The sequence below is a fragment of the Dongia sp. genome, assembly GCF_041909655.1.
In the GTDB taxonomy this organism is placed as follows: Bacteria; Pseudomonadota; Alphaproteobacteria; order Dongiales; family Dongiaceae; genus Dongia.
In genome coordinates this window covers 259,248-278,906 of sequence record NZ_JAYRDA010000003.1, presented here as the reverse complement: position 1 = coordinate 278,906, position 19,659 = coordinate 259,248, and the positions used below count along the sequence as shown (strand labels likewise).

Genomic DNA, 19,659 nt, shown 5'->3' with positions numbered 1-19,659 from the left:
TTCGGAATGATCGGCCGCCAGCATATCGCATAGAGCCCGCAGAGAGGCAAATCGGGGAGAGGCAAATGGCGGGCGGCGATCAGCCGTTCGAGGGGATGGCGATATGCCGTCTGCTACCGGCGACCATCGCCGGCCTGCGCTGCAACTCGGGTCGCAGGACGGGCCATTCCGGCATGGTGAAACGCTGGTGTTCCTGCCACCAATTGCCGGCGGTATCGCTGCAGCGGATAAGGACATGGTAGTCGCTGCCCGGGGCGAGCGATTTGAAATCGAATTGATAGAACTGGCGATGAAAGCCGAAGACGGCCCGTTCGGGTGTGGTAAAGCGCAACGCGCCGTCGCTGCCTGGCCGAGGTTCATCGCGGGAAATTTCGATCAGCACATGCGAAACGGTGGCGGGCGTGCCGAGACGAAAGCGGCAACCTGTGCCAAGGGCTTCGGCGCGGCTGTAATGGAGCCAGGGGCCATGGCGCGGGCGGCGTCTCAGGCCCATCAGGACCAATCCGTCATAGGGCACCACGACGCCGCGCGCATTTGAATCGCCCTGGCTCGGGTTGTGCTGCATGTCCTCATAGATGCGGTATTCCAGGATATCGCCCGGCAGCAATGCGCTGGAACGGAACGCGCCGCGACAGGCGAGACCGGGCATGCTGCCAGCCCGGTCCAGCACGAGGCGGATCCAGACATAGAAATTGTGCCGGTACCAGATCGCGACGGGGCGATCTGATTCATAGAAGAGCTCGGCCGACTGGCCGGGCTGTTCCTCGATGAAGAGGCTTGTCTGCGCGGTGCCAATTCTGGCGGTAAACATCCCTGGTCAACCTTCATCCCCGTTACCGGCCAATCATTTGCAGCGCCGGCGCGGTTCTTTTCGCGCCGCGACCCGACAAAGAGAAGTGACCAGAAGGCCAGGTGTGACGGCGCGCACAGTAGCGGGGTCAAAGGTCACACGCGCGCCCAGATGCCGTCAGGCATATCGCCGCCGCCCCACACAATGCTGCATATGTCGCCTGCGATTTCGCCGGTCCCAGCCGCATTGCCATCGCCGGGCAAAGCCGCGAGAGTGCCGGATAAGTGCATTCAAAGGGACGGGGGATTTCATGAGCCAGACCATTCTCATCACCGGCGGCAGCCGCGGCATCGGTCGCGCGGCGGCCATCCTGGCGGGGGGCCGTGGCTGGTCGGTCGGCGTCAATTATGCCGGCAACGAGCAGGCGGCGCGGGCGACCGTCGCGGCGGTGGAAGCAGCCGGCGGCAAGGCCGTCCCCATCCTGGGCGACGTCGCCAAGGAAGCCGATGTCATTGCCATGTTCGATGCCACGGAAAAGGCCTTCGGGCCTTTGAGCGGTGTCGTCAACAATGCCGGCATCGTGGCCCCCGGCTCGCCGCTCGCCGATATGAGCGCCGAGCGCCTCACTCGCATGTTCAACGTCAACGTGTTGGGTGCCTATCTGGTGGCCCGCGAGACCGCGCGGCGCCTGTCGACCGATCGCGGCGGGAAAGGCGGGTCGCTGGTCAACCTCTCTTCGGCGGCGGCGCGGCTGGGCTCGCCCAACGAATATGTCGATTACGCCGGCTCCAAAGGCGCCATCGACACCATGACTGTCGGCCTTTCCAAGGAGCTTGGCCCGCGCGGCATCCGCGTCAATGCGATCCGGCCCGGCCTCATCGATACCGAGATCCATGCCAGCGGCGGCGCCCCCGACCGCGCCTTCCGCCTCGCCAATATGGTCCCCCTGGGCCGGCCCGGCACCGCCGAGGAAGTGGCCCGGACCATCCTCTTCCTGCTTTCCGACGAAAGCTCCTATATCAACGGCGCCATTATCGACGTCACCGGCGGACGATGATGGGGGCCTGATGTATCCAGACATGATGCGCGTTGCGCCCCGGCACCTGATTGCCTAGGCTCGCCCGGCCGCAACAGAACACGATCAAAACCGCGTCATGCCGATCCTTTCCATCCAGTCCGAAGTCGTCTACGGCCATGTCGGCCACCAGGCCTCGCGTTTCATTCTGGAGCGGATGGGGCATCCCGTCTGGGCGGCGCCGACGGTCGTCTTTTCCAACCATCTCGGCCACAAGACGGTGACGGGCCGCGTCCTGCCCGCTGGCGAAGTGCGCGAGCTCATCGACGGCTTGCGGCAATTGGGCGTGCTGGGGAAAGCCAATGCCATCCTCACCGGCTATCTGGGTGCGCCCGAGACGGCGGCTTTGGTGGCCGAGATCGTGGCCGAGATAAAGGCCGCCAATCCCAACGCGCTCTTCATCTGCGATCCCGTGATCGGCGACCAGGGGGCGATGTATGTGAAGCCGGCTTTGGCCGAGGCGCTGGCAAAGATCCTGGTCCCCATCGCCGATATCCTCTCGCCCAATGTCTATGAACTCGGCCATCTCACCGGCGGCGAGGTGAAATCGCGCGCGCAGGCCGTGGAGGCGCTTCATGCCTTGGCCGCGCGTTCTTCCGCGCGGGTCGTCATCGGCACCGGCATCCCGGATCCGGATCATCCGGACGAGCTCGCGGTCCTCGCCCTCACTCGCGCGCATGGTCACGACGCGGCCCCTATCGCCATGGCGACCACAAGGCGCCACCCGATCTTCGCCTCAGGCACCGGCGATGCCTTCACCGCCCTCTTCACCGCGCGCTATTTGCGCGACCGCAATCTCCAGGCCTCGCTCGATTGCGCCGTGGCCGCCATGGCGGTCATCGTCGGCGAAACCGCAGCCACCGGTTCGGATGAGCTCAAGATCATCGAAACCCAGGACCGCTGGGTAGCGGCGCTGGGGCGGTAGATTTCGCATTTTCTTTAATATGTTAGCGGCGAGTGTCACCGCCTGCACCCAGAATAGAACAAAATAGGAACTTTCTGCTTTCCGAGAGACGTTTTTTACGTTATTATACGTAATTCCAACCTTACTCGGGGAGATACGACCATGACCTCGCAGCGACCGCGCCGCCCGATTCCCGCGTCTTCTTTGGCTCTCCAGCAACCATCCCAACCGCCCGCCGGCATGCCGACACAGGAATATGCCAATAAGGCCAACCTTGCCCGACACCTTCATGACCAGGGCATCAACCCGCTGCTCTGGACCAAGGCACATCCGGCGCCCTTCGCCGATCAGGAGGAATTCCGCAAGACCGGCCGGAAGGTTCGCGAGAGCCAGTTCGAAGTCGGCGGCCGCCTCTATGACGCCACGCCAGACATCGCTGCCACCCCGGCGCAGGGCCGGGCCGCTTTCGGCACCTATCTGAAAAAGATCGGCGACCCCGACGCCAAGGATGCGCCACCCCTGGAGAGTTTCGTCGAGATCGAGAAGGTGCCCTTGCAGCATCCCCTGGGGCAGGCCGCGAGCCGCGTCGACACACCTGAGAACGCGGCGATTCTGCTCGAGATGATCAAAACGCGGATCGATCCGAAGAACGCCCATCTCGGTGACCCGCTTCCCATGCCGGTCCAGGATCGGCTGAAGCAGATGTTCGAGCGGAAGCTGATGGTCGAGACCGGATCGGAGCCGGAAACATCCGACCTGCTCTATCGCAATGCCGATGGCTGGATCTATGCCAAGAACGATGCGACGCGTGAAGCGGAGGACGTTCTCAAGATCCGCGCCAAGCATGCGGAGAAGCGCGCGCAGCAAGCCGGCACAGCTCCGGATGCCGCGGCCAATGACAACGACCCGGCGGAAGAAGAGGAGATCCTCCAGCATTACATGACGCGCGATGGGGCATCGCATGAGCCGACACAAGCAGCACCTGTTGCGGCCGGAGAGGGTGAGAGTGAGAGTTCCGGCGACGACGAACTGACTTTCAACAAACGAGCGGCCGAACGCATCGCCGCCTTGGCCGAGGACATGCCGCATATCGTGGCGGCCGTCGAAAAGACCCAGGCGGGTCAGGAACTGACCGGGGAAGAGCGGGAAATCCTGGCTGGGCTGGAAAAGGCATATGAGGCGGTCGGCCTCGATCTCGACCTCACGAAGGCGAACCCCGCCTATCTGCGCGACGTCGCAACCGCGATCGAAAACGCACACAAAGCCATCAACGGCGCGGGGAGCAGCCCCATCAGCGCCGAAACGCGCAGGGGCCGGGCGCCACTTCATGTGGCAGCACAGGCGCTCAACAACGAACTCGCTCAGGCTCTGGTTGGCTCGACCATCGCCTGGGCGCAGGTCTCGCAACATGGTGCCACCGAGGCGCTGCAACGGGGGCTTCTGGGCATGCGCGGCCTCGGCGGCCATATCCGCCGGCTCGGCCCTCTCGCCAGCGCCGCAATGGGCGGTCTCAACGCCGCCGAGATCGCCCGCAGATGGGCCGAAGAAGACGGCAATCCGAATATCATGTCGCCGTATCCGGGGGAGACTGAATCTCAGCCTATGGATAGCGCCCCTTCTCGTACTGAACCCGCTCCGCTGGAGTTTCAGCAATCGCCTATCACGAACACCGGGCAAGGACAACAAGTCCGCGACCTCGCGCCGCCATCACCAGAAACGCTCGGAGTACTGGAGAGTCGTGCGGCCGAGGTGACCGATTTCGAAATCCTGATTGGCGGCGTCCCCTTGTTCAAGCAAGGGGAACACAAGACACTTATGGACAATATTTTCCGCGAAGAATTCATCGAGATCGCGCAAGAGAAGGGCTGTCTACCCGACCCGCGAGAGCCGGGCAAAAACTTCGACCAATATGGCGGAGACAAGCCACAGAAGCGAATCGGTGATCCAGATAGAACGGGCAACCTCGGCAGTCGTCAGCCAGATGGCACGGTTAGATGGCAAAATGGGGATAGAAGCTGGACCGAAGTTCATTGGAACTCCACAACCTCTGGCCCAGATGGGTTCACGGAAATTCTGCGAGAATGGAGAGCTCTCGTCGACATGAACAAAAATATTGGCAATCAGCTCACCAAAGTCTTTGATGGCATATCAACGCTTAACAAGTATCGAACGCCTATCCTGGGTGACGGGCCAATCTACCACATGGCGGAAAAGAGATACCTAACTCCCACTCAAATGCGGAAGTATATTCGGAAGAAACTACGAGATAGATTCGACAAAGATTTCAAAGATTGCAAATTCATCGGCGAAAGCAGATTGGTGAAGCTGGATGAAAAAAACGATCCAGATTTGCCAACCCCAGAACAAGAGTGACACTAGCTAGGAAGCTACATTTCTATCCAACTGGAGTTTTCGATGGGACGGAAGAATCCCTTCGTTCGCATGAACTGGCTGCAACGTGCGCCTCGTCTTGTTCAAGATGACGTAATGGTGCTGCAGCTTGAATTACGACGACTATATCCGCAGATGGTCCTGTTTCCCAAGCGCTATCACTTCCATGAGCTGGGGCAAGAAGTTGGCCGGCCAGCGTTCATTGAGGATATGATCGAACACTTCCAACCGTGGATCAAGGCATCTTCTAGATTTGGGTATACGAGCGGCGAGCCAATCGCCGTTCGTGTACCTTGGCCGGAAGAGATTGCGTCGAATAATCCGCAACGTTTGATCGGTCGGCCGCATCGCCGACCTTTTGACGATTCTCCGGAAGCTTTTCGACGCTTTGGACGCACGGTTTATTTCGGTCCGAGATCATCGATTTGCTATTCAGGTATTATCCTGGATCTCCCGAACGAATTGATCGTGGGCACAGGCGAGAATTCGAAATCGAACATCCGGGTCCTCGCAGAATGCGATGGTTTCGAGATGGAAATCCCATATGACACCGAAGACGAAGAGGTCGTTGCCTTCGTCAAGTCGATCACAAGCATCATTACCCGCCTGGGATCTAGCGCCTATTGCTACTATGACTGCGTTACTGGTGAAGCCCTGTTCATGCTGCACGCTCACCCCGCCAGCAAATCCTTCATGAAACGTTGCGCCATGGAACCTGGGCTTTACCTCTATCTCGAGCATGGCACCGTTAACGGCCATCCGATCGGCATTGGCCCGACGCCGGCGCAACGGAGAAAGTGGCGGCGGGAAGCCGGGCTGGGGGATGATCCCAAGCTCCAGAACCCGCCCAGCATTACTTTGCCAGAATATTCTGCTTGGCATCGAGATCGCCTGCAGAAATATCCTGACGAGGTCTTCAAAGAACTCCGGCGCCTCAAGAGCGAAGCCTTTTTCCGGTATATGCAGGAACGCGATTCGGATGCCGGAGGGCACGCTGGTGATCTTAGTACCAACGCATCTTCATGACCTATTCCAATCCCCATCTCCGCATGCGCTGGACCGACATTGCCGGTCGGTACTTTCTCGACGATGTCGACGAATTTGTCGAACGTATGCGGCAGCATCATCCGGAGATGGTTCTGTTCGCGCGCTCTGTGCATTTTCGCCCGATCTTGAACCGCGAGAGCTATATCGATGCGCCGATTAGGCTCTGGGAAGATGCAAGGCATTACGACGAAGACCCTTATCTGGCAGGTGGGTTGCCAGCTTGCGGCCTAGCGTTGCGGATCCCCTGGCCGGAGGATATGGCCAGCGGGGAGATCGAGCAACTGGTTGGCGGGAATCGGCAGCGCAAACTCTATGAGGACGACCGGGAAACCTTCCGGCGCTTCGGCCGCACGGTCTATTTCAGCACCGGAATGAGCGAGGAAATTACCACCGCGAACCGTGAGGTGATCGCAAAGATCACAGGTGTGCCTCTTGGAAAGGTTCCCGAGATTCGGTTTCTCAAACACCATAGAAACCGTATCGGGTTTGAAGTGCTGCACGACGCCGACGATCCAGACATGGTCGCCTTCGTTGCTCTGGTGAGGCTTTGCCTGCGCGGCCTGGGCGCAACCACGGCCTGTGCGTATGATGTGCTGACCGGGGAGCCGGTTCACACTTTCAACATATTGTCGGCAAGCAAACGCTGGCTACGACGCTGCGCCCTGGAAGAGCATCTTTATTCCGGTCCCGCCAGTCAGATGGGGAACCGGGTTCTCTTTACCGGACCGGCGCCTTTAATGCTGAAGAAGTGGCGCCTCGAGGCGGGGCTGTCCTATGGCCGCAATACCGACCCAAAACTGATCAAGAAGCTCGACCGCGCCGCTATGCGGAAATTGTTTCATGAGGGCTTGGACAAGCGTCTGCCCGATGAAATCGAGAAGCCGGCAGGATAGCGCCGCGCCACATCACCCCGTCTTCTCCTTGAACTGACACACATCCCGCACGATGCATCGCGCGCATTCTGGACTCCGGGCCTTGCAGACATAGCGGCCGTGCAGGATGAGCCAGTGGTGGCAATGCTGCTTGAACTTGTCGGGCACGCGCTTTTCCAAGGCCGCTTCGACTTTCAGCACGTCCTTGCCCGGGGCGAGGCCGGTGCGGTTGGAGACGCGGAAGATATGCGTGTCCACGGCGATGGTGGGTTCGCCGAAGGCGATGTTGAGGACGACATTGGCGGTCTTCCGGCCGACACCGGGAAGGGTCTGCAGGATGTCGCGGTCCCGCGGCACCTCGCCCTTGAAATCGCGGACCAGGATTTCCGATAGTTTGATGACGTTCTTGGCCTTGGTGTTGAACAGGCCGATCGTCTTGATGTGTTCCTTGAGCTTCGCCTCGCCCAGTTTCACCATCTTCTGCGGTGTGTCCACGATCTGGAAAAGCTTCGCGGTGGCCTTGTTGACGCCGACATCGGTCGCCTGGGCGGAGAGGACCACGGCCACCAGCAAGGTATAGGGATTGACGTAGTTGAGCTCGCCCTTGGGTTCCGGATTGGCCGCCTGGAGGCGTGTGAAAAAGGTTTCGATCTGGTCGCGCTTCAGCATGGCTGGCCTGTGGTTTTGGGGGGAGATCCGGCTGGCTGGCCCGTTGTCGGGAACGTGCGAGAGACTATACTGAGGCTCTCGAGGAACGAAAGCATGCTGCTAAGCGTACCCAAAGAGCCGATTGTTGTACCCCAACCGCAAACGCCCGATTTGCCGGTCTTCGAGGCGATTCTCTATCCGCACCGGTCGATGGGAAGGCGCGGCTATACCATCCTCATCGCCGGGACCGCCATCATCATGGGGCTTTACGCCCTCACCTTCCTGGTGATCGGCGCCTGGCCGATTTTCGGCTTCATCGGCGCCGAATGGCTGCTGTTCTGGTATCTCTTTTCGCGCCATCTGCGCGGCGACCGGCGCGCCGAGCGTTTGCGCCTTTATGCCGACCGGCTGGTGCTGGAACGGGTCGATGCCAAGGGGCGCTTTTCGGCGATCTCGCTGCAGCCCTATTGGCTGCGCGTCATCCTGCAGCGCGGCGATGAACCGGATAGCAGCCTTTATCTCGGCTCCCATGGCAAGGCGATCGAGATCGGCGCCTTTCTTTCGGCCCCGGAAAGACGCAGCTTCGCGACCGAGCTGGAAGCGGTCCTCGGCCGTTACCGCAAGGGCGATCACCTCACCCAGACAGCCTGACCAGATCGCAGCCATTCATGACCCATCCCAGCGCTCCGCCGGCCATCCGATCGCCCGGACTTGCCGAGTTTGCCCTGCTCTCGCTCCTGGCACTGGTCTGGGGATCCTCGTTCCTGTTCATCAAGGTGGCGGTCGATAACGGCCTGCCGCCGATGACGCTGGCCACCCTGCGCATCGCCATGGGGGCCGTGATCCTGGTGGGGCTGGCACGCTGGCGCGGGCAGGCTTGGCCGCGCGGATGGGCCTTGTGGGCGCGGCTGACCTTCCTCGGTATCATCGGCAATTCGCTGCCCTTCTTCCTCATTGGCTGGGGCGAGCAATTCACCACCTCGCAATTGGCGGCGATCCTGATGGCGACCATTCCGCTCCTGGTCGTGGTCCTCGCCCATCTCATGACCCAGGACGAGAAACTCTCGCTCCTCAAGGTGGCGGGCGTTCTCTGCGGCATGGCGGGCGTCATCGTGCTGGTCGGTATCGACGCGCTCAATGGCTTGGGTGCCCAGGTGATCGGGCAGCTCGCCATCATCGGCGGCTGCCTCAGCTATTCGCTCTACGGCGTCAATGCGCGGCGCCTGCCGCAGATGGGAGCCGAGATGACGGTCGGCATCATCCTGGCCCTCGGCCTGGTCGTCATTTTGCCGATCGCCCTGATCGTCGACCGGCCCTGGGAGCTGACGCCCAGCGGCTCGGCGATCTTCGCCGCGTTCTGGCTGGGCCTGCTGTCGACCGCCTTCGGCAATTGGCTGTTCTTCACCCTGATGCGCCGGGCCGGGGCGAGTTTCGCCGCCACCAACAATTTCCTGGTGCCGGTGATGGGACTGGGCTGGGGCTATTTCGGCTATGCGGAAGTGCCCGGCGCCAATGCCGTGATCGCGCTGGCGCTGATTCTGACCGGGCTCGCTTTGCCACGCTTGCGGCGCGGCTAGAGTCTCAATCGGCAGCCGGTTTTGCGACGCTGAAGCCCAGCACGTCCTTCATCGAATAGAGCCCCGGTGGCTTGCCGGCGGCCCAGAGCACCGCTTTCACCGCACCGCGCGCGAAGATTTCGCGCGAGGAGGCCTTGTGGGTGATCTCGACCCGTTCACCATCGGCCGCGAAGAGGACGGTGTGATCGCCCACCACGTCGCCGCCGCGCAAGGCGGCAAAGCCGATCTCGCCCTTGACGCGGGGGCCGACCTGGCCGTCGCGGCTGCGCTTGGCCACACGGCGCAGCGCCACGCCGCGGCCGCGCGCCGCCGCCTCGCCCAGGATGAGGGCGGTGCCGGAAGGGGCGTCGACCTTGTGACGGTGATGCATTTCGACGATCTCGACATCCCATTCGGTATCGAGGATGCGGGCAACCTGTTCGACCACCTGTTCGAGGAGGTTGACGCCCAGGGACATGTTGGCGGCGAGCACGATGGGTGCCCGCTGGGCGGCGCGCGTCACCGCCGCCACCTGTTCGGAATCGAGACCGGTCGTGCCGATGACATGGGCCGCCCCCGTCCGCGCGGCATAGCCGGCATGCTGGGCGGTGGCGGAGGGGTTGGTGAAGTCAATCACCACATCGGCATTCTCGAAGAGAACCGAGGCATCGTCGCCAACCGTGATCCCGAAGGGTTCGGTTCCGGCAAGGGCGCCCAGATCCATGCCGAGAGCTGGCGAGCCGCGGCGTTCGGACCCGCCGACCACCAGGACGCCCGGCACCGCGGCCAGGGTTTTCAGCAACATCTGGCCCATACGACCGGCACAACCCGCGACTCCGACGCGGATGGCGCCGTTCACTGGCCGTTTCGGCTTCAGGCCGCTGGGGGCGGGTTTGGGCGCCGACTTCGGTGCTGCTTTAGGCGCTGGTGCTGCCTTAGAGGCCGGCGCGGGGGTTGGTTTGGCCGGCGGCGGGCTGACCTTGGCGACGGGTTTTACGTTCTTCGGCAATACCTTAGGCTTCTGCGCCACGGCCTTGGCGGTGGCTCCGCCCTTGGCCGCAGGCTTTGCTGCCGGTGCCGGCGCGGCCTTGGGTTTCGGCCGCTTGGTCTGTGTTTTTCCCGCCACTTTCACCCCCTGGAACGTCGCTGGAATGAAATCTAGACGACGTTGCGCAATGGGGGCAACAGGGCTTGCCGGATATTCCAACCCATAACCGCTTGAAATTTGCGGCTATTGGATGCCGAGGCCCGCTTCCGGCGCTGGTGGTAGGACCGCGGTCACAGAGGTGCCCTCGCTCCGGCGGCTGATGATGTCGAGGGTGCCGCCATGGATCTCGACCAGATTTTTGACCAAAGCGAGGCCGAGACCGCTGCCGCGATGATTGCTGGCGACCGAGGAATCGATCTGCCGGAACGGATCGAGGGCCCGGCCGATCTCCTCCGGATCCATGCCGATACCATTATCCCGGACGGTGATGGCGCTGGCCCCATCCGGACCCGGCTGGATGGTGAGGTCGATGCGGCCGCCTGTCGGCGTGAACTTCACCGCATTGGAGAGCAAGTTGATGATGATCTGCTTGATGGCCCGCGCATCCCCGTAAAGCGTCTCGATTCCGCCGTCGATATCGGTCACGAGCTTGACGCCCGCTTCCTTCGCCATGCCGGAGACCAGGCGGCTGCTGGCCTCGACCAGCGCCTGCGCTTCGATAAGTTCGGGGCGCAATTCGAACTTGCCGGCCTCGATCTTGGAAATGTCGAGGATGTCGTTGATGAGGTCGAGCAGCAGACGACCGCTTTCATGAATGAGCTGGGCGTAATCACGGTAACGCGGCGGCTCGACCGGCCCGAAAGTGCCCTGCCGCGTCACGTCGGAAAAGCCGATGATGGCATTCAAGGGCGTGCGCAATTCGTGGCTCATATGCGCGAGGAATTGCGATTTCGCCCGGCTGGCGGATTCCGCGGCACGGTGCAATTCGCGCAATTCTTGCGCCTGCTCCTCAAGTTTGGCGCGGCTTTCCTCAAGCTCGGCCTGATAATTCATGGCCTCGGTCGCGTCGGTCTCGCTGACCAGCAGCGCGGGCGCGCCGGTGACGGCATCGCGGCAGGCGCGCGCGGTGATCTCGTGCCAGCGCTGGCCATGGGCGGTCTGCATGCGGGCAAGCTGCCGGGCCTGGCCGGCCTCGGTAAGAGTGCCGATGAGACGCTGATAATCCGCCTTGTCGACAAAGCGCGCGGCAAAGCTGGTGACGATGCCGTCATCCACACCCAGCGCCGCGGCACGCGCGGCCGGGTTTCGGTAAAGTGCGCGGCCATCGGGATCATAAAGGGTGATCATGACCGAGGTGTGCAGCAAGGCCTCGGCACTGCGCAGGGATTCCGGCGTCTCGCTGAATTCGGCGATCGCCTCGCACAGCATCGCCATACGCCCATCCTCAAGGCGTACGCCGCTGAAGACCACGTCGATGGCGCGAGGTTCGCCCTGGGGATAGATGGTCCAGACTTCGGAGAAGCTGGCATCGCGGGCGATGAAATCTTCCTGGTATTGCTTGAGACGCGCCGCCACGGCCGGCGACATGTCGGAACCCATGTCGCGCGCCATGAGTTCGTCCAGCGATTCCGCGCGCCAGATCTTCAGGGCGGCGCGGTTCGCCCAGGCCACCCGCGAGCGGTCGATGTCGAAGACCCACAAAGCCGTCTTCATTCGATCGACCGGCAATCCGGTTACTTTGGTCATGCCGTTTCCCCCACGCGACCCCCAAGGGGCACGACCCATGACGACGCCCCATAACGCCATCATCGGTTGATGCGAAAGGAAGGACGAGCAGGCCCCCGGCGTCAAGCGCCTAGATGCGGAATCCGACCACGCGGGTAGGCGTTAACCCTGCTATTCGCGGGCGTTGTCGAAAAATTCCTTAACGCGGGCGAAAAAGCCTTCGCTCTGCGGGGAATGATTGCCGTGCTTTTTGCCCTCGGCCTCGAATTGCTGCAGCAATTCTTTTTGCTTCTTGCTGAGATTGACCGGGGTTTCCACGACCAGTTCGACATACATGTCGCCACGGGCCGGTGAGCGCAGGACCGACATGCCCTTGCCCTTCAATCGGAATTGCTGGCCGGTCTGGGCCCCCGCCGGCACCGAAACCTTGGCGCGGCCGCCATCGATGGTGGGTATTTCGATCTGGCCGCCCAGCGCCGCGATACTCATCGCGATCGGCACATGGCAGTGGATATTGGCGCCGTCGCGCTCGAACAAGCGATGCGGCTTGATCGAGAGGAAAATATAAAGATCGCCCGCGGGAGCGGACATCATGCCGGCCTCGCCTTCGCCTGCGAGGCGGATGCGGGTGCCTTCCTCGACACCCGCTGGAATGTTGACCTGCAGGGTCTTTTCCTTGGCCGTGCGGCCGCTGCCATGGCAGGTCTTGCAGGGCTTTTCGATCACCTTGCCGGCGCCGCCGCAATGCTGGCAACTACGCTCGATGGTAAAGAAGCCCTGGGTCGCCCGGACCTTGCCGTGGCCATGGCAGGCTGGACAGGTGATCGGCTTGGTGCCCTTCTCGCCGCCCGAGCCTTCGCAATCCTCGCACATGACCGAACTGGGGACGCGGATCGTGGTCTGCTTGCCGCCATAGGCCTCTTCGAGGCTGATCTCCATGTTGAAGCGGAGATCCGAGCCACGGCCGCGGGCCTGGCCGCGCCGGCCGCCACCCATGAAATCGCCGAACATTTCGTCGAAGATGTCGGCAAAGCCCGAGGCGTTGAAGCCGCCCGCCTGGCCGTTGCGGAAACCGCCGCCACCGCCATTTTCGAAGGCGGCATGGCCGAAGCGGTCATAGGCGGCGCGCTTCTGATCGTCCTTGAGGACATCATAAGCCTCGTTCAGTTCCTTGAACTTGGCTTCGGCCTCGTGATCGCCCGGATTGCGATCGGGATGATATTGCATGGCGAGCTTGCGATAGGCCTTTTTCAAGACCTCGGCATTGGCGCCTTTTTCAACCCCCAGCGTCTCGTAGTAATCGCGCTTCATGATGCAATCGTCTGCAATTCGGTCTGATGAAAACTTGCCCAGCTGAAAACTTGCCCGGGTGCGAAAAACGCGCCCCGCGCATAAAAGCCGAGGTCGGGACAGGTATCAAGCAGACACCCGACCCGACCTCGTCAGCACTTGCTATGCCCGTGGTATCAGCACGGCGTGATCACGCGATCAGGCGCTCTTGCCCTTGCGGTCGTCGACTTCTTCGAAATCGGCGTCGACCACCTTTTCGTCATTGGCCGAGGCACCGGCACCCGGGGCTTCGCCGGCATCGGATTCCGGTGCACCACCTTCGGCGGCCTGGGCCTTGTAGAGCGCTTCGCCGACCTTCATCAGGGCCTGGGTGAGGGCCTGGGTCTTGGCCTCGATCGCCTCGACATCCTCGCCATCCTTGACGGCCTTCAAATCGGCAACCGCGGTTTCGACCAGGGCCTTGTCTTCGCCCGAGACCTTGTCGCCTGCATCCTTCACCTGCTTCTCGGCATTGTGCACGAGGGCATCGGCCTGGTTGCGGGCTTCGACCAGCTTCTTCCTCTTCTCGTCCTCGGCCTTATGGGCCTCGGCATCCTTGACCATCTTGTCGATGTCGGCATCCGAGAGACCGCCCGAGGCCTGGATGCGGATCTGCTGCTCCTTGCCCGTGGCCTTGTCCTTGGCCGAGACGTTGACGATGCCGTTGGCGTCGATGTCGAAGGTGACCTCGATCTGCGGCACGCCGCGGGGTGCGGCCGGCAGGCCCACCAGATCGAATTGCCCCAGCAGCTTGTTGTCCGCCGCCATTTCACGCTCGCCCTGGAAGACGCGGATGGTGACCGCGGTCTGGCCGTCCTCGGCGGTCGAGAAGACCTGGGACTTCTTGGTCGGGATCGTGGTGTTGCGGTCGATCAAGCGCGTAAACACACCACCCAGGGTTTCAATGCCGAGCGAAAGCGGGGTGACGTCGAGCAGCAGCACGTCCTTGACGTCGCCCTTCAAGACACCGCCCTGGATCGCAGCACCGATCGCCACGACTTCATCCGGGTTCACCGAACGATTCGGCTCGCGGCCGAAGAATTCCTTCACCTTTTCCATGATCTTGGGCATGCGGGTCATGCCGCCCACGAGGATCACTTCCTGGATGTCGGAGGCCTTGAGGCCGGCGTCTTTCAACGCCTTGCGGCAGGGCTCCATCGTGCGCTCGATGAGATCGTCGACGATGGCTTCGAGCTTGGCGCGGGTCAGCTTGATGATGAGATGCTTCGGCCCGGTCTGGTCCGCCGTGATGAAGGGCAGATTGACTTCGGTCTGCATCGCGGAGGAGAGCTCGATCTTGGCCTTTTCCGCAGCTTCCTTGAGGCGCTGCAGAGCAAGCTTGTCTTTCTTGAGATCGATGCCGTTCTCTTTTTTGAACTCTTCGGCCAGGTAATCGATGATGCGGGCATCGAAATCTTCGCCGCCGAGGAAGGTGTCGCCATTGGTCGACTTCACCTCGAAGACGCCGTCGCCGATTTCCAGCACCGAGACGTCGAAGGTGCCGCCGCCAAGGTCATAGACCGCGATGACGCCGCCATTCTTCTTGTCCATGCCGTAAGCCAACGCAGCCGCCGTCGGCTCGTTGATGATGCGGAGCACCTCAAGACCGGCGATCTTGCCGGCATCCTTGGTGGCCTGGCGCTGGCTGTCATTGAAGTAGGCCGGGACGGTGATGACTGCCTGGGTGACCTTTTCGCCCAGATAGGCTTCCGCCGTTTCCTTCATCTTGCCGAGGATGAAAGCAGAAATCTGGCTGGGGCTGTAATTCTTGCCGTGGGAATTGACCCAGGCATCGCCATTGTCGCCCGAGACGATCTTGTAGGGGACGAGGTCGATGTCTTTCTTGGTGGTCGGATCCTCGAAGCGGCGGCCGATCAGGCGCTTGATCGCGAAGAGGGTGTTTTCCGGATTGGTGACCGCTTGGCGCTTGGCGGCCTGGCCGACCAGGCGCTCGCCGGAATCGGTGAATGCGACCATCGAGGGGGTGGTACGCGCACCTTCCGAATTCTCGATGACTTTAACGTCCTTGCCTTCCATCACGGCGACGCAGGAATTGGTCGTGCCGAGATCGATGCCGATAACTTTGGCCATGGTCTTCATCCTTTCTTGCGGCAGATCCCGTTGATGGGCCTTCGCATTGAAGCACCCGGTCAGGGCTGATCGCCCCAGGGACCCCCGACTTTCACGGTTTCAGCAAATCATGCCCCGGTGAGCCGAACCGGCACCCCTCGCGAAACATCCCGGGGCCGGCCCGCCGCCGTTTAGGCATTGGTTTCGAGGGGTTATATAGGCGGTTCTGAAACCCGCGCAAGTCGCCGGGCGGAGAATCTTAACGGCTGGGGCCCGGTCTTTCGCCCGACTGGGAGCCTATAGTTGAGTGAAGTACTGGGATTTATGCGGTGCGCCGGTGGCGGAGCCGGCGGAATCCGCTAGAATGAAGGAGGGGAAGCAGCCGCGTCGGGGGTTTGATTCTGGGGCCATGACCGGGGAAAAGCGCAAGGATTCCATCTTTCGGGCGATCGTGATCCTGATGGCGTTCGACGTCGTCTTCGGGGCCAGCATCGCCGCCATCGGTTTTGCCCTGCTGGAAAGCCGCGCCATCGCCCTGGCCGGGGCGGGCTTGGCTGCCTGCGGCATTGTGCTGCTGGTCTTCTTCGCCCTGCTGGGCCGCCGCAGCATCTAGGCAGCACCCGTATCGGCGGGCAGGGCAGCGACGGCGGATCCCGGTCGCGACTTTGGCGGTCTCAGGAGGCAAGAGCCCGAACGCTGCCAAGGTCGCGACCGGGATCGTCAAAAGCGCCGGACAGGAAAAGAGCCTGACAAGAAAACCGGCCGCGGCATCGAACTCGTTGCCAGCAATTCTCGAAACTCGCGCGAGCGCGAAACTTCCCACCAGCGGCCGAAACGCTGGAACCAGCATCCATGTCATGGGCGTCGACAGCCCATCTTCGCGAATTCGACGAAGAAGAATCGCGGCCTTATCTTTCGTTCAAGTTTAGCAGCAAGATAAATAGGATTCTGTACCGTACCGGAGAATAAGAATTAAACGCGGAGTCAGGTCGGAGGAAATATTGGGGCCAGAGATCGGCATTAATTATTTGGTAGTTGGTGCGCGATACTTTCCCGCCACGTCAGCCCTGAATGGTTGGATCCGCCAACGGAATTGCACAGTCAATTTCCAGCCGGGCGAAGCGAGTGATCACGATCATCGGAGATCGCTCGATCACATTGGCCTAGTCAAAACCAGGAACCTTAAATGTCCGCCCTTCTCAATCTCAAGATCGCCCACAAGCTTGTCATCGGCTTTGCCATCCTGATCGTCCTGGTCAGTGCCGTCTGCACCTTCATCTACACCCGCGTCGGGTTTCTCGACAAAAGTGCGGGTTGGACAACGCATACCTACGAAGTCCTGGAAACGCTCGACGCCAGCTTGATGGGGATGATCAATCAGGAAACCGGCGTGCGCGGATATCTCGTGTCGGGTGACGAGGGCTTCCTTGATCCCTACCACAGTGGCATCAAGCAATACGACGAAGCTTTCGCGAAGGTAAAGCAGCAGACATCCGACAACGCGACCCAGCAGGGCCGCCTCGAGGAACTGGATGCACTGGCAAAAACCTGGCGCAACGAGGTTGCGGAGAAAGAGATCGCGCTGATGGCCGATCCAGCGACCAGCGAACAGGCCCGTGCCATGGAAGCCAGCGGCGCCGGCAAGAAATCGATGGATGGATTCCGCGCCAAGCTCGCCGAGATCGCGGACGCGGAGCGCGGCCTTCTGGTGACGCGCGGCGCCGATCAAAAGGCGGCCGTCTCGACCACTGAAATCGTCACCATCCTTGGCGCGGCGGGCACGGTCGCTATTTCGATCCTACTCGGCGTCTTTCTGTCGCGCACCATCGGCGCCCCCATCGTGCGGATGACCAATGCCATGACGGCTCTGGCCCAAGGCAATACGGCGACCGAAATCCCGGCGCGTGGTCGCAAGGACGAGGTCGGCCAGATGGCTGAGGCAGTCCAAGTGTTCAAGGACAACATGATCGAGACCGAGAGATTGCGGTCGGAACAGGAAGCCGCCAAGAAGCGCGCCGAAGAAGATCGTCGCAAGGCGATGCTGGGCCTCGCGGACCAGTTCGAAACCAGTGTTGGCGGTGTCGTGACGGCGGTAACCACCGCTGCTCAGGAATTGCAGAAGACGGCGCAGTCCATGTCCTCCGTCGCTGAAGAGGCGGCTCATCAGTCCAATGCTGTGGCCGCCGCATCGCAGCAACTGACCCAGAACGTGCAGACCGTCGCCTCGGCTACCGAGGAACTCAGTGCCTCGATCCAGGAGATCGGCAACCAGGTCACGGAATCGACGCGTATCGTCAGTGGTGCCGTGATCCAGGCCAATGATACCAATGACAAGGTAAAAGGCCTCGCCGCAGCAGCGCAGAAAATCGGCGAGGTCGTGACGTTGATCAATGAAATCGCCAGCCAGACCAATCTGCTGGCGCTCAATGCGACGATTGAAGCAGCGCGCGCCGGAGAGGCCGGCAAGGGTTTTGCAGTGGTCGCATCTGAGGTCAAGAACCTGGCCACCCAAACGGCCAAGGCGACTGACGAGATCGGCGGTCAGATTCGCGCCATTCAGGAAGCCACGGATTCCTCGGCCGATGCGATCCAGGGCATCACCACGACCATCGCCCGCGTCAACGAGATTTCCACCACGATCGCTTCGGCGGTCGAGGAACAGGGAGCTGCGACGCAGGAGATTTCCCGCAATGTGCAGCAGGCAGCGACCGGCACCAATGAGGTCTCTTCCAACGTTGCCGGCGTAACGCAGGCATCACAGCAAACCAGCGCTGGCGCCAGCCAGGTCCTGAATGCCGCCACCGAGCTTGCAAGAAACGGTGAGACATTGCGCAGCCAGGTCGACCAGTTCCTGCGTCAAATCCGGGCCGGCTGAGGATTCTGTCTGCCGGGGGCTTGGCCGCCGGCAGACAGGGCATCCTTAAGCCTGCGAAGCCAGCAAGGGGAGCTGCGCGCGGGCCGGGCGTCTGGGAGAATCCTGTACTCGGCGGCTGAGCCGGGCGGCCAGCGCCTTGGCGCGCCGTTCCGCGAGCAGGGCTTCGATCCGAACCAACACCATGTCACGTTCATGGGCGGCGAGGCTGGCCAGCCCCGTTCCCGGCGGGATTGGATCGCTAAGGAGAGCCACCTGCCCTTCGCGCAGCAGGCGGTTGGTGAGGATCGGCACATGGCGGCTGGGCTGGGCGAGGCCTGCCCGGACCTTGGCATCGAACCACCGGTCGATAAGATCGGCGGAGAGGCCGGCATTGAGGCGGTGGACCCGGCGGCGGCCGGCCCAATGGACCGGCCAGCTCGGTTTCCACAGCGCCCGCCGGGGTGCGACCGGCAGGGAGAAAAGGCGGGTTTCGCGGCCGGCGAGGCAGGCATCCGCCATCATCGAAATACTGTCCGTCGTCACCACGAAGGCATCGCAGAGGGCGAGAAGCGCCAGGTAAGGGTTGGGGCCCTGGCGGGCTTGCGTGAAGACAAAAAGGCGGTGCGGCGCCGGCAAGTTCCGCGCCAGATATTCCGTGACTGCGGCCGGGGTGCGCGGCGAAGTCGCCATCAGCAGCGTGCCGCCCCGAGAATCGGCAAAGGCGAGCGCTTCCTTGAGAAGCCGCTGCCCTTCGGCAAGGTCGAACTCGATCGGCCGCGAGGGGCCGCCCACCAACACACCGATGAGCGGCTTCTTCAATGCTGTGAGTTCGTCACCGAAATGCGCCGCCGCCTCGGCCAGTTTCTCGGCCGGGCGGGCCGTGATCGGCAAGGTAAGATGGAGCGCATTGGGTGCCAGCGGCAGGCCGTATTGCGCCGTCGTCAGCAGCAGATCGACGTCGCGGAAATCATCCTGATAACGGCCGAGCTGGACATGGATTCCGGTACGCGGATGCTGTGCCTTGATCCAGCGCGCGACGGGTGCTGCGCGACGGCCGATGGCGATGACGAGATCGGGCGGCGGCCCCGCTTCCGGCCCGGAGATGGCGTCGCTGCGCGCAAGGTCCACATGATCGATGGATTGCGCGAGCGGCACCCGCGCCAGGGGCGCTCGCGCGTACTGGATCCGTTTGACCCGGACCGACCAGCCAAAGCGTGCCGTGAGGGCGGCACCCAGGGCCAGTACCTGCTCGTTATCGCCCAGGCGCGGCCCCTGCAGCAGCCAGATTACCGGCGCCGCATCAAGGTCAAATTCCTCAGTGCCGCGCAAAGCTATCGGCATCTGGCAGTTCGGCATCGGTCATTCCCATCCGTCCCAAGGATTGATGCCGGAATTTACGAGAGGCTTGAT

Annotated in this window: 16 protein-coding genes; 9 read left to right on the top strand and 7 right to left on the bottom strand. The window is 62.0% G+C overall.

The genetic code is table 11. From position 1 onward, the window contains the following. Positions 1-79: 79 nt before the first annotated feature. On the bottom strand, positions 80-811 hold the full coding sequence (locus ACE3PR_RS07510; protein WP_374369977.1) for a hypothetical protein: 732 nt from the start codon (positions 809-811) through the stop codon (positions 80-82). A 289-nt stretch (positions 812-1,100) separates the two neighbouring features. Here ACE3PR_RS07510 and ACE3PR_RS07505 point away from each other — a divergent pair, with 289 nt between their 5' ends. From ACE3PR_RS07505 to ACE3PR_RS07485, 5 genes are all read left to right on the top strand, one after another. Further along, entirely contained in the window at positions 1,101-1,847 is a 747-nt protein-coding gene (locus ACE3PR_RS07505; protein ID WP_374369974.1) for an SDR family oxidoreductase, read from the top strand. A 97-nt stretch (positions 1,848-1,944) separates the two neighbouring features. Beyond that, positions 1,945-2,790, top strand: a complete 846-nt coding sequence (pdxY, locus tag ACE3PR_RS07500) for a pyridoxal kinase (protein WP_374369971.1) — start codon at positions 1,945-1,947, stop codon at positions 2,788-2,790. Positions 2,791-2,931: 141 nt separating this feature from the next. Further along, positions 2,932-5,142 carry a hypothetical protein gene (locus ACE3PR_RS07495; protein ID WP_374369968.1) on the top strand — a complete coding sequence of 737 codons (2,211 nt, stop codon included), beginning with the start codon at positions 2,932-2,934 and terminating at the stop codon, positions 5,140-5,142. Positions 5,143-5,184: 42 nt separating this feature from the next. Continuing rightward, the gene (locus ACE3PR_RS07490) at positions 5,185-6,186 is read left to right on the top strand and encodes a hypothetical protein (protein ID WP_374369965.1); all 1,002 of its coding nucleotides are present in this window, start codon (positions 5,185-5,187) and stop codon (positions 6,184-6,186) included. Continuing rightward, positions 6,183-7,100, top strand: a complete 918-nt coding sequence (locus tag ACE3PR_RS07485) for a hypothetical protein (protein ID WP_374369962.1) — start codon at positions 6,183-6,185, stop codon at positions 7,098-7,100. The genes ACE3PR_RS07490 and ACE3PR_RS07485 overlap by 4 nt, the downstream gene beginning before the upstream one ends. Positions 7,101-7,112: 12 nt before the next feature. On the opposite strand, the gene nth is transcribed toward ACE3PR_RS07485, so the two are convergent. Beyond that, complete coding sequence (nth, locus tag ACE3PR_RS07480) at positions 7,113-7,748, bottom strand: endonuclease III (protein ID WP_374369959.1); 636 nt, start codon at positions 7,746-7,748, stop codon at positions 7,113-7,115. A 93-nt stretch (positions 7,749-7,841) separates the two neighbouring features. Here nth and ACE3PR_RS07475 point away from each other — a divergent pair, with 93 nt between their 5' ends. Both ACE3PR_RS07475 and ACE3PR_RS07470 read left to right on the top strand, forming a co-directional pair. After that, the gene (locus ACE3PR_RS07475; RefSeq protein ID WP_374369956.1) at positions 7,842-8,378 is read left to right on the top strand and encodes a DUF2244 domain-containing protein; all 537 of its coding nucleotides are present in this window, start codon (positions 7,842-7,844) and stop codon (positions 8,376-8,378) included. A 17-nt stretch (positions 8,379-8,395) separates the two neighbouring features. Beyond that, the gene (locus ACE3PR_RS07470) at positions 8,396-9,304 is read left to right on the top strand and encodes a DMT family transporter (protein ID WP_374369953.1); all 909 of its coding nucleotides are present in this window, start codon (positions 8,396-8,398) and stop codon (positions 9,302-9,304) included. 4 nt (positions 9,305-9,308) lie between these two features. Here ACE3PR_RS07470 and dapB read toward each other — a convergent pair whose 3' ends face one another. The 4 genes from dapB to dnaK form a co-directional block, all read right to left on the bottom strand. Beyond that, on the bottom strand, positions 9,309-10,130 hold the full coding sequence (dapB, locus tag ACE3PR_RS07465; protein WP_374370765.1) for a 4-hydroxy-tetrahydrodipicolinate reductase: 822 nt from the start codon (positions 10,128-10,130) through the stop codon (positions 9,309-9,311). 384 nt (positions 10,131-10,514) lie between these two features. Beyond that, complete coding sequence (locus ACE3PR_RS07460; protein ID WP_374369950.1) at positions 10,515-12,017, bottom strand: ATP-binding protein; 1,503 nt, start codon at positions 12,015-12,017, stop codon at positions 10,515-10,517. A 150-nt stretch (positions 12,018-12,167) separates the two neighbouring features. Further along, positions 12,168-13,310, bottom strand: a complete 1,143-nt coding sequence (gene dnaJ / locus ACE3PR_RS07455; protein WP_374370763.1) for a molecular chaperone DnaJ — start codon at positions 13,308-13,310, stop codon at positions 12,168-12,170. A gap of 174 nt (positions 13,311-13,484) precedes the next feature. Beyond that, a complete protein-coding gene (dnaK, locus tag ACE3PR_RS07450) occupies positions 13,485-15,416 on the bottom strand; it encodes a molecular chaperone DnaK (protein ID WP_374369947.1) in 1,932 nt (643 codons plus the stop codon). Between the two features lie 388 nt (positions 15,417-15,804). Between dnaK and ACE3PR_RS07445 the strand changes: the two genes are divergently transcribed. After that, positions 15,805-16,008: a hypothetical protein gene (locus tag ACE3PR_RS07445; protein ID WP_374369944.1), complete on the top strand. Its 204-nt coding sequence runs from the start codon at positions 15,805-15,807 to the stop codon at positions 16,006-16,008. A 573-nt stretch (positions 16,009-16,581) separates the two neighbouring features. Next, positions 16,582-18,270 (top strand): methyl-accepting chemotaxis protein, encoded by a 1,689-nt coding sequence (locus ACE3PR_RS07440; RefSeq protein ID WP_374369941.1) that lies wholly within the window; start codon positions 16,582-16,584, stop codon positions 18,268-18,270. Between the two features lie 45 nt (positions 18,271-18,315). On the opposite strand, the gene ACE3PR_RS07435 is transcribed toward ACE3PR_RS07440, so the two are convergent. Beyond that, positions 18,316-19,605, bottom strand: a complete 1,290-nt coding sequence (locus ACE3PR_RS07435) for an ELM1/GtrOC1 family putative glycosyltransferase (RefSeq protein WP_374369939.1) — start codon at positions 19,603-19,605, stop codon at positions 18,316-18,318. Between the last annotated feature and the right edge of the window lie 54 nt (positions 19,606-19,659).

Bases quoted from the DNA above. Each gene is read 5' to 3' on its own strand.
- ACE3PR_RS07445 (WP_374369944.1), top strand. From the start codon at position 15,805: ATGACCGGGGAAAAGCGCAAGGATTCCATCTTTCGGGCGATCGTGATC.
- nth (WP_374369959.1), bottom strand. From the start codon at position 7,748: ATGCTGAAGCGCGACCAGATCGAAACCTTTTTCACACGCCTCCAGGCG.
- ACE3PR_RS07470 (WP_374369953.1), top strand. From the start codon at position 8,396: ATGACCCATCCCAGCGCTCCGCCGGCCATCCGATCGCCCGGACTTGCC.
- ACE3PR_RS07475 (WP_374369956.1), top strand. From the start codon at position 7,842: ATGCTGCTAAGCGTACCCAAAGAGCCGATTGTTGTACCCCAACCGCAA.
- dnaK (WP_374369947.1), bottom strand. From the start codon at position 15,416: ATGGCCAAAGTTATCGGCATCGATCTCGGCACGACCAATTCCTGCGTC.
- ACE3PR_RS07495 (WP_374369968.1), top strand. From the start codon at position 2,932: ATGACCTCGCAGCGACCGCGCCGCCCGATTCCCGCGTCTTCTTTGGCT.
- pdxY (WP_374369971.1), top strand. From the start codon at position 1,945: ATGCCGATCCTTTCCATCCAGTCCGAAGTCGTCTACGGCCATGTCGGC.
- ACE3PR_RS07440 (WP_374369941.1), top strand. From the start codon at position 16,582: ATGTCCGCCCTTCTCAATCTCAAGATCGCCCACAAGCTTGTCATCGGC.
- ACE3PR_RS07510 (WP_374369977.1), bottom strand. From the start codon at position 811: ATGTTTACCGCCAGAATTGGCACCGCGCAGACAAGCCTCTTCATCGAG.
- ACE3PR_RS07490 (WP_374369965.1), top strand. From the start codon at position 5,185: ATGGGACGGAAGAATCCCTTCGTTCGCATGAACTGGCTGCAACGTGCG.
- ACE3PR_RS07435 (WP_374369939.1), bottom strand. From the start codon at position 19,605: ATGCCGAACTGCCAGATGCCGATAGCTTTGCGCGGCACTGAGGAATTT.
- ACE3PR_RS07505 (WP_374369974.1), top strand. From the start codon at position 1,101: ATGAGCCAGACCATTCTCATCACCGGCGGCAGCCGCGGCATCGGTCGC.
- ACE3PR_RS07460 (WP_374369950.1), bottom strand. From the start codon at position 12,017: ATGACCAAAGTAACCGGATTGCCGGTCGATCGAATGAAGACGGCTTTG.
- ACE3PR_RS07485 (WP_374369962.1), top strand. From the start codon at position 6,183: ATGACCTATTCCAATCCCCATCTCCGCATGCGCTGGACCGACATTGCC.